Consider the following 8,097-nt stretch of genomic DNA (forward strand, 5'->3'; position numbering starts at 1 on the left):
CCCCACGAGATGCGAAAGCGCCATGTGCGCCGCCAGAAGCCGCTTGAACATGATGTTGCCGACGAGGTAGAGCGCCGGGCCGCCGAGGATTGCGGCTATGGCCGCCGGCTCCGCATGACCGAGCGGGTGGTTCAGCACGAGTTCGTCCGCAACCGCGTTCACGATGATGCCCGCAACGATCAGCAGATGGATGTAGGTATAGGCGAGCCGGGCGATGCGGCCCGGATCGTCGGAATTCCCGATCAGCTCCTCGCCGCGCTTGATGCCGGTGTCGAAATAGATCCACCACATGGCGACGGTGGCCAGGAAAGCCGTGGCGAATCCCGCGACATGAACGGCCGTCCATTCGAGTTCCGCGAAGGTTGCACCGGTAACGAGAATGGATTCGCCGAGTGCGATAATCATGAAAAGGCCGCACCGCTCCGCGATGTGTGCGCCTTCGATGTCCCAGTCGCCCGTTTTCGAGCGGCCGAGGCCTGGTACGTAGAAGCTGCAAGAGGGACCGGCATATTCGATTGCGAGCGCGGCGATCCACAGAAACAGGCGCGTCTCGCCCTCCATGATGCCGCCCGCGATCCAAAGGATGCCGGTGAAGGAAAACCAGCAGGAGATGCGCTGGAAGTTGCGCGTGTTCGCAGGATTCGCGTCGCCGATCGCCCAGAGCATGTAGAGCGAGCGGCCGACCTGCATGCCGACATAGGCGACCGCAAAGACGAGACCGCGATTGCCGAAGGCGTCCGGCAGCGACGTCGACAGCAGGAGACCGCCAAGCATCAGCGCGAGCAGAAAGAGGCGGACCGGAGGACGATCGGTATCGAGCCAGTTCGTGACCCAGGTCGTGTAAATCCAGACCCACCAGACCGCAAGGAAGAGAAGGCCGACCTCAAGGGCGCCGTTAAGCGTCAGGTGATGGAGCAGGGTATGGGAGAGCTGGGTGATCGCGAAGACGAAGACGAGGTCGAAGAAGAGTTCGATAAAACCGACGCGCGCGTGCTGATTGGCGCTGCGCTGCCGAAGAAAGCTGCGTGACCTCAACACTCGATTGTTCCCCCGGGAGTGTGGTTTCAGCCGCCGGTCAGCGACATGTGGCGGGCGACGGCGGGACGATTGTGGTCGCGGTCGATGATGAAGTCGTGGCCTTTCGGCTTGCGGCCGATCGCCTCGTCGATGGCGGCATCGAGGATGTCGTCGCCTTCGCCGGTGCGGACGGCGCTGCGGAGGTCGGCGGCGTCGTCCTGTCCGAGGCACATGTATAATGTCCCGGTGCAGGTGAGGCGGACGCGATTGCAGCTCTCGCAGAAATTATGCGTCAGTGGCGTGATGAGCCCGAGACGGCCGCCGGTTTCCTTGATGCGGACATAGCGCGCGGGGCCGCCGGTGCGGAAATCAAGTTCATCGAGCGTCCAGCGTTCGGCAAGCGCGCGGCGCACGGCGGAGAGCGGCAGATATTGATCGGTGCGGTCGCCGTCGATATCGCCCATCGGCATGGTTTCGATCAACGTGATGTCGTGGCCTTGCCCGTGCGCCCATTCGATGAGCGCCGGGATTTCGGCCTCGTTGACGCCTTTGAGGGCGACCGTGTTGATCTTGATTTGCAAGCCTGCACGCTTCGCGGCCTCGATGCCCTCAAGCACTTGGGGCAGGCGGCCCCAACGGGTGATTTCGGCGAAGAGATCGGGCTTCAGCGTGTCGAGAGAAACGTTGATGCGGCGGATGCCGGCGGCGTGGAGATCGTCCGCGTAGCGCGCGAGCTGGCTGCCATTGGTGGTCAGCGTCAGTTCGTCGAGTGCGCCGGTTTCGAGATGGCGGCCGAGACTCTTGATGAGTGTCATCACGTCGCGGCGGACCAGCGGCTCGCCGCCGGTGAGACGGAGCTTGCGGACGCCCTTGGCGACGAAGGCCGAGCAGACGCGGTCGAGTTCTTCCAGCGTCAGCAGGTCGGGCTTCGGCAGGAAGGTCATGTGCTCGGACATGCAATAGACGCATCGGAAGTCGCAGCGATCCGTCACCGAGACGCGCAAATAGGTGACCGCCCGTCCGAAGGGGTCGATCATTGCCGGTGTGGCGCTGTGCGCGGTCTCAAGGGGACGGTCCATGTCCATGACCGGTATATAGCATCCGGTCAGCCGGATTTCGCCCCCTGAGTGTAAGGGGTTTTGCAGCCTGCCGGGCCGGGGTAGCCTCCCGGTCCAGAGAATGAGGGGAGAGGTCCATGGCGGCGGACGCGCGTTACATTCTGTCGATCGATCAGGGGACGACGAGCACCAGGGCGCTGCTCTTCGATGCGTCGGGTTCTCCGATGCGGGTGCGGCAGAAGGAGCTGCGGCAGATATTCCCCCGGGACGGCTGGGTGGAGCATGACGCGGCCGAAATCTGGGCGGCCACGCTGGAGGTTTGCCGGGGTGTGCTGACGGGGGGCACGACGGCGACGAATATCGCCGCCATCGGTATCACCAACCAGCGCGAGACGACGGTGTTGTGGGAGCGGGCAACGGGGAAGCCGCTGCACAATGCGATCGTCTGGCAGGACCGGCGGACCGCGGCGCTGTGCGCGAAGCATAAAGCCGAAGGTAAGGAGCCCGTCGTTCAGGCGAAGACCGGGCTGCTGCTCGATCCCTATTTCTCCGGCACCAAGCTTGCATGGCTGCTCGACAATGTGCCGGATGCGCGCAAGCGCGCGGCTGCGGGCGAGCTCTGCTTCGGCACCATCGACTCATGGCTGATCTTCAATCTCACCGGCGGCAAACGCCACGTGACCGATGCAACCAATGCCTCGCGGACGCTGCTGTTCAACATCGACAAACAGGAATGGGACGAGGAAATCCTCGGCTGGTTCGACATTCCGAAAGCGGTGCTGCCGGAGGTGCTCGATTGCTGCGCCGATTTCGGCGCGACGGCGAAGGAACTGTTCGGCGCCGAAATTCCGGTGGCGGGCGTCGCGGGCGACCAGCAGGCGGCGACGGTGGGACAGGCCTGCTTCGAGCCGGGGCTGATGAAATCGACTTACGGCACGGGCTGTTTCGCGGTGGTGAACACCGGCGCGCGGCGCGTCGAGAGCCGCAACCGGCTGCTCGGAACGGTTGCCTATCGCCTCAACGGCGAGACGACCTATGCGCTGGAAGGGTCGATCTTCATGGCCGGCGCCATTGTGCAATGGCTGCGCGACGAGATGAAGCTTGTCGACAGTTCGGCCGAGAGCGAGGAAATGGCGCGCGAGGCGAATCCGAATTCGCAAGCCGTGCTGGTGCCGGCCTTTACCGGGCTCGGCGCGCCCTACTGGGAGCCCGATGTGCGGGCCGCGCTGTTCGGCATGACGCGCGACACGGGTGCGAAGGAAGTGGTGCGGGCGGCGCTTGAAAGCGTGTCGTTCCAGACGCGCGACCTGATGGACGCGATGGGCGACGACATGAAGGCGGCGGGGCTGACAAGCCCGCAGGCGCTGCGCGTCGATGGCGGCATGGTCGCCAATAACTGGTTCATGCAGAACCTGACCGACATTATCGGCCGGCCGGTGGAGCGGCCGGAAGTGACCGAGACGACGGCACTGGGGGCTGCCTATCTGGCGGGGATGCATGTCGGTTTTTACGGCGATATGGCGGATGTTGCCGCGCATTGGCGCTGCGAGCGGGCGTTTTCGCCGGAGATGGCGGAGAGCGAGCGGGCGGAGCGCTACGGGCGGTGGCAGGGATATGTGAAGCGGGTGATCGGGTGAGTGACCCTGTGAATTTGGCAGAGAAATTGTTACTTGCCGCCGGGGCGCTGTTTTTCATCGCCTGCGCTGGATTCCTGTCATCACTCTACATTTCTGACCCATTGATCCAATGGTGGACTGGCGGATTGGCGGTTGTTCCGGCGATTACAGTTATCCCCTGGTTGATCATTGCTGCCGCGAGTTTGGTATTCAGCCGACAATCGATCCGTATGTGTTGGCTTCTTATGACCGTTCCGCCGGCCCTCTTTACGACATGGCTTTTTCTGACGTTCGGCTACAGCTGTTTTGTTCTGCGCGATTGTCTCTAGGAGCGCCAGTCACCATTTCGCGCTATAGTCCTGCGCAAGAACACATCCCGGGAGGATGACATGGCATCGGACGATCTCATTGCGAAGCTGACCGCGGCGCTCGGTGCGCAGGGCGTGCTGACGGGGAAGGATGCGGAGGAGAAGGCGCAAGGGGGCTGGAGCAAGCTCGGTGTGCCGGCGGCTGTGCTCAGGCCGGCATCGACGGACGAGGTGTCGAAGGCGCTGAAGCTTTGCCATGCGGCGGGCGAGGGGGTGGTGCCGTGGGGCGGCAAGACGGGGCTCGTGGAGGGCGGCGAGGCGCAGGGGCATATCGCGCTGTCGCTCGAACGCATGAACAAGATCGAGGAGATCGACACGCTTGGTGGCACGATGAGCGTGCAGGCGGGCTGCGTGCTGCAGACGGTGTGCGAGGCGGCGGATGCGAAGGGATTACTGTTCCCGCTCGATCTCGGCGCGCGCGGCTCGGCGACTATCGGCGGCAATATATCCACCAATGCGGGCGGCAACCGCGTGATCCGTTACGGGATGACGCGCGACCTGGTGCTGGGGCTCGAAGTGGTGCTGGCGGACGGGACGGTGATGAGTTCAATGAACAAGCTCATCAAGAACAATGCGGGCTACGACCTCAAGCACATGTTCATCGGCTCGGAAGGTACGCTTGGCGTCGTGACGCGGGCGGTGCTGCGCGTGCGGCCGAAGCCGGTGTCGCAGGATACGGGGTTCGTGGCGGTCGAGAGTTTCGATCAGTTGCCGAAGTTTCTTCGCCACATGGAGCGCGCGCTGGGCGGCACGCTCTCGGCCTTCGAGGTGATGTGGGAGGATTTCTACAAGCTGGTGACGATGGAGCCCGCGAAGGGCAAGCCGATCGTGCCGCATGGGCATCCCTATTATGTGCTGGTGGAGTCGATGGGCGGTGACCAAGACGCGGATTCCGCGCGCTTCGAGGCGGCGATGATGGAGGCGCTGGAGGCGGGCGAGATTTCGGATGCGGTAATCGCGAAGAGCCAGGCTGAACGTGATGCGATGTGGGCGCTCAGGGATGATGTGGGGCAGGTGGTGCATACCTATCCGATGTTCACCTTCGATGTGAGCCTGAAGCTTTCCGACATGGAGAGCTATATCGGCGAAGTGAAGAACGCGCTGGCCGCCAAATGGACCGGCAGTTCGCTGATGGTGTTCGGGCATCTGGGCGACGGCAATCTGCATGTCATTCCGGGGCGCTTCCCGGATGCGGGGCTCGAGACGCGGCGTGGCGTCGAGGCGATCGTTTATGGCGAGTTGCGCGAACGGCAAGGATCGGTGTCGGCGGAACACGGGATCGGGCTCGAAAAACGGCCCTATCTCGACTGGTCGCGCAGTCCCGAGGAAGTGGCGCTGATGCGGCTCCTCAAGCAGACGCTCGATCCGAAGAATATTCTCAATCCGGGCAAGGTGCTGGCGCCCGCACCGCAGGCGAAAGCCGCCGAGTAGGACCGGTTTGCGGAGTGTTGCCGCGCATGGCAGACTGACCGGAACAGAGAATCCGGTTTTTCAGAAATGTGACGGAAGGCGGGCCCCATGTCGGTGGCAGAAGATTTCAGCAGCGCTTCGGTGCGCGAGCAAGTATCGGGCGAGGAGTGGCAGGTGCGCGTCGATCTCGCGGCGACCTACCGGCTTGTCGCGCATTATGGCTGGAGCGACCTCATCTACACGCATATCTCCGCGCGCGTGCCGGGGCCGGAACATCACTTTCTCATCAATCCCTACGGCATGAGCTTCGACGAGATCACGGCGTCGAGCCTTGTGAAGGTCGATCTCGACGGCAATATCGTCATGCCGACCGACTACGCGGTCAATCCGGCCGGCTTCACCATTCACAGTGCGGTGCATATGTCGGTGCCGGACGCCAATGCGGTGATCCACACTCATTCGGATGACGGCGTCGCGGTGTCGGCACAGGCGGACGGATTGCTGCCGCTGTCGCAGACCGCGATGGTCGTGCTGGAAGACCTCGCCTATCACGACTACGAAGGCATCGCGCTTGAACATGACGAGCGCGAGCGGCTGGTGCGCGACCTCGGCAACAAGCATTGCATGATCCTGCGCAATCACGGGCTGCTGGCGGCGGGCGCGAGCTGTGCGGACGCGTTCCTCCGGCTCTACTTCCTGGAGCGGGCCTGCACGATGCAGGTGCGCGCGCTTTCGGGCGGGGTGAAGCTCACCATGCCGAACCAGGGCGTGCCGGAGAAAACCGCCGAGCAGGGCATGTTCCACAAGAAGCACGGCATCGGCAATCTTGCCTGGCCGGCGCTTCTGCGCACACTCGACCGGATCGATCCGTCCTATCGGCACTGATCCGGCTCGCGAGTGTGCGCTTCATCGAATTTTTATTGGCAATGCGGCCGGCACGACGTCATCTGCATTGCATCCGCAATCTGCATCTCGTGAGGTCTGTTGATGGTGAAGTTCGGTGTGGGGCAACCGGCGCGGCGCGTCGAGGATTTACGACTGATCACGGGCGAGGGGCGCTATGCGGATGACATGTCGCTGCCGGGGCAAGTGCATGCTTATATGGTGCGCTCTCCGCGCGCGCATGCGCTGATCACCGGAATCGACACATCGGATGCGAAGGCCGCGGCGGGCGTGATCGCGGTCTATACGGGCGAAGACGCGGAGAGGGCCGGGCTCGGCACGGTCTATTCGCCAGCCGCCGACATGCTGAAAAACAAGGACGGCACGCCGATCTTCAAGACCGTGCGCCATCTCATCACGCGCGACCGGGTGCGCCATGTCGGTGACACGGTGGCGATGGTCGTTGCCGAGACGGCGGCGCAGGCGCGCGACGCGGCAGAGCTGCTGATTGTCGATTATGACGACCTGCCGGCAACGGCCGACACGGCCGGCGCGATTGCGCCGGGCGCGCCCGTGATCTGGGAAGGGAATGGCAGCAACCTCGCCTATGACTGGTCGACCGGCAAGGCCGACCAGGTGGCCGAGGCGATAAAGGCGGCGCATCATGTGACGCGCATCAAGCTCGTCAACAACCGGATCGTCGTGGCGGCGATGGAACCGCGCGCGGCGCTCGGCAACTACGATTCTGCGCGCGACCATTACACGCTTTATACGGCGAGCCAGGGCGTGCATGGCATGCGCAACAATATCGCGCTGCATTCGCTGAAGATACCCGTCGAGAAACTCCGCGTGATCACCGAGGACGTCGGCGGCGGCTTCGGCATGAAGACCTTCGTCTATCCCGAATATCCGCTGGTGCTGTTTGCCTCGAAGATGCTGGGGCGGCCGGTCAAATGGGTCGGCGACCGTTCCGACAGTTTCGTCACCGATAGCCAGGGCCGTGACCATGTGACCGAAGCGGCGCTGGCGCTCGACAAGGACGGAAAGATTCTCGCGGTCGAGGTCGATACGATCGCCAATCTCGGCGCCTATCAGAGCCAGTTCGGGCCGTTCATTCCCTCGCTCGCGCCGCGCGGCATGCATGTCGGCGTTTATGTGGTGCCGGCGATGTATAATCATGTGCGTGCCGTCTATACCAACACCGTGCCGGTGGACGCCTATCGCGGCGCCGGGCGGCCGGAAGCCTCCTATGTCATCGAAAGGCTGATGGAGAAGGCGGCAAAGGAGATCGGGCTCACGCCGGCCGAGTTGCGTAAGCGCAATTTCGTGCCGCAAAGTGCGATGCCGTTCAATGCGCCGCCGTCGCTGCCCTTCGATTCCGGAAATTTCGAATTCAATCTCGACGATGCAATGAAGCGCGCCGATTATGCAGGCTTCGAAGCGCGGCGCGCGGCAGCGGCCAAGGATGGCAAGCTGCGCGGTATCGGCATCAGCTATTATGTCGAACGCACGGCGGCCGGCATGAGCGACTATGCGCGTATCGCCGTCGACGGCGCGGACGGCATGGTGCATGTGTGGACCGGGCAGCAGACCAACGGGCAGGGCCACGAGACGGTTTGGACGCAGCTCATTTCGTCGCGGCTCGGCGTCGATGCCGAAAAGATCAAGGTGCATCTCGGCGACTCGGACATTCTTCCCGGCGGCGCCGGTTCCGGCGGGTCGAAAGCGCTTTATATCGCCAATGGC

Annotated in this window: 7 protein-coding genes; 5 read left to right on the forward strand and 2 right to left on the reverse strand. The window is 63.4% G+C overall.

Going from position 1 to position 8,097, the window contains the following annotated elements; translation table 11 throughout:
• Both WEB61_RS09480 and moaA read right to left on the reverse strand, forming a co-directional pair.
• On the reverse strand, nt 1-1,038 hold a 1,038-nt coding region (locus tag WEB61_RS09480; RefSeq protein ID WP_368064095.1), incomplete at its 3' end, for a low temperature requirement protein A.
• Between the two features lie 26 nt (nt 1,039-1,064).
• Nucleotides 1,065-2,102: a GTP 3',8-cyclase MoaA gene (gene moaA, locus WEB61_RS09485; protein ID WP_368064096.1), complete on the reverse strand. Its 1,038-nt coding sequence runs from the start codon at nt 2,100-2,102 to the stop codon at nt 1,065-1,067.
• Nucleotides 2,103-2,212: 110 nt separating this feature from the next.
• On the opposite strand from moaA, the gene glpK reads away from it, so the two are divergent.
• The 5 genes from glpK to WEB61_RS09510 form a co-directional block, all read left to right on the forward strand.
• Complete coding sequence (gene glpK, locus WEB61_RS09490) at nt 2,213-3,712, forward strand: glycerol kinase GlpK (protein WP_368064097.1); 1,500 nt, start codon at nt 2,213-2,215, stop codon at nt 3,710-3,712.
• Complete coding sequence (locus WEB61_RS09495; RefSeq protein WP_368064098.1) at nt 3,709-4,020, forward strand: hypothetical protein; 312 nt, start codon at nt 3,709-3,711, stop codon at nt 4,018-4,020. The genes glpK and WEB61_RS09495 overlap by 4 nt, the downstream gene beginning before the upstream one ends.
• Before the next feature lie 60 nt (nt 4,021-4,080).
• Entirely contained in the window at nt 4,081-5,490 is a 1,410-nt protein-coding gene (locus WEB61_RS09500) for an FAD-binding oxidoreductase (RefSeq protein ID WP_368064099.1), read from the forward strand.
• A gap of 87 nt (nt 5,491-5,577) precedes the next feature.
• Nucleotides 5,578-6,354 carry a class II aldolase/adducin family protein gene (locus WEB61_RS09505; RefSeq protein WP_368064100.1) on the forward strand — a complete coding sequence of 259 codons (777 nt, stop codon included), beginning with the start codon at nt 5,578-5,580 and terminating at the stop codon, nt 6,352-6,354.
• Between the two features lie 102 nt (nt 6,355-6,456).
• On the forward strand, nt 6,457-8,097 hold a 1,641-nt coding region (locus tag WEB61_RS09510), incomplete at its 3' end, for a xanthine dehydrogenase family protein molybdopterin-binding subunit (RefSeq protein ID WP_368064101.1).

The sequence above is a fragment of the Parvibaculum sp. genome, assembly GCF_040882025.1.
In the GTDB taxonomy this organism is placed as follows: Bacteria; Pseudomonadota; Alphaproteobacteria; order Parvibaculales; family Parvibaculaceae; genus Parvibaculum.

Excerpts from the sequence above, each read along its gene's own strand:
- moaA (WP_368064096.1), bottom strand. The coding sequence starts at position 2,102 with ATGGACATGGACCGTCCCCTTGAGACCGCGCACAGCGCCACACCGGCA.
- glpK (WP_368064097.1), top strand. The coding sequence starts at position 2,213 with ATGGCGGCGGACGCGCGTTACATTCTGTCGATCGATCAGGGGACGACG.
- WEB61_RS09500 (WP_368064099.1), top strand. The coding sequence starts at position 4,081 with ATGGCATCGGACGATCTCATTGCGAAGCTGACCGCGGCGCTCGGTGCG.
- WEB61_RS09505 (WP_368064100.1), top strand. The coding sequence starts at position 5,578 with ATGTCGGTGGCAGAAGATTTCAGCAGCGCTTCGGTGCGCGAGCAAGTA.